Annotated in this window: 1 protein-coding gene; it reads left to right on the top strand. The window is 55.3% G+C overall.

What is annotated here, in order from left to right:
* Positions 1-275: 275 nt before the first annotated feature.
* On the top strand, positions 276-1,405 hold a 1,130-nt coding region (locus B2W96_RS11535; protein ID WP_293010558.1), incomplete at its 3' end, for a TolC family protein.

Raw genomic sequence — 1,405 nt, 5'->3', positions numbered from 1 at the left:
GGGAGATTACGGCGGAGCGGTCGGGAGAGTAAATAAAATCACCGGAGACCCGCCACATCGGGTCCCCGGTGATTTTGCGTGAAAGCACGCAACTGGATGGGATTTGAAAGTACTTTTCACTTTCTGCTCCGGGTCGTTAAGAAAGTGCGCAAGTGGAGAAAATTTCCTTGACAGACAAGGACCTCACGCCTATAATAAATATCTCCGACCGAACGGTCGGTCGGAGACTTAGCAACTACTAACTTTGCGCCTCGCGCAGATAAAAGGAGATCTGTATGAAACGAACTTTCGCGCTGCTATTGGCGGCCCTGCTGACAATGGCCGCCGCGCTGCCGGTGCTGGCGGACGACCGCGTTCAGTCCTCGGCGGAGCCGACCGCGTCCTCCTCCTCCGGAACGGATGGGGCGGAGACGGCCATGGGAACGGATGCGCTGCCCGCCGCTTCGTCCGGGCAGACGGATGCCGCAAGCCCGGATGCTTCCGCGTCCGGACAGACGGGGGACGCAGCTCCCGCTGCCTCGGTGGATGTTTTGATTGGCAGCAGTGTGCAAAGCGCACCCCTGACCGCGGAGAACACCGCCGATACGCTACACTTTGAAAATCTTCGTAAGGCGATGGAGAAGTATAACGGCACAATTATTTCTCTTCAGGGCCAGATACGGGATCTGTCCAATTCTCCAGCGCAGATGGGAACTGCGCTGGACGACCTTCTCCTTCTGGAAAATAATCTTAGAAATGCGGTAAACTCCGTGGATCCCGGTGAAACAAACCTGTTTCTCGCATTGCAGGGAGCATATGCGGCGCTAAGCATGCAAACCACAAGCATGATGAGCCAGTACCGCAGCATAGGCGACAGCACGGAAGCCGCCAAAAACACACTGAATGACGCCATTAACCAGATGGTCAAGGGCGCGGAGACACTGTACATGTCCGTCGCGGCTATGCAGGATGGGCTGGAGGTCATGAACCGGAGCCTTGATTCACTGAACCGGGCTGTTGCCATTGTTGAAAAGCAGCAGGAGCTGGGCATGGCCTCCACCTATGATGTGGAGAAAGTACGCTACCAGCGCAGTCAACTGAAAGGTCAGATGGAAACTCTGAAGTACCAGATTGTTTCCAATAAGGTCACGCTGGAGGGAATGTGTGGCATGGAGCTTCGCGGCTCCGTGAATCTGGGCGAGCTGTCCGTCCCCTCTCAAGTGGAACTGGACGCCGTGAGCTATGATAAAATGCTTAGTACCGCCATGGACCGGAATGTGGATGTAATGAACGCCCAGATTACTTATACTTCTGATACCAGTGCCGACAACAAAAAAGCGTATGCGGGCGCAAAGAGCACCTTCGCAGCAAAATTCAAAGGTGTTTGCATGGCTGTGCCGGAGAATGTCCGGCTGGTGAGCGCCGC

Source organism: Oscillibacter sp. UBA6647 (genome assembly GCA_002455655.1).
Taxonomy (GTDB): domain Bacteria; phylum Bacillota; class Clostridia; order Oscillospirales; family Oscillospiraceae; genus Oscillibacter.
Note: the sequence above shows the minus strand (reverse complement) of the source record. Positions and strands in the feature narration are given on the sequence as shown.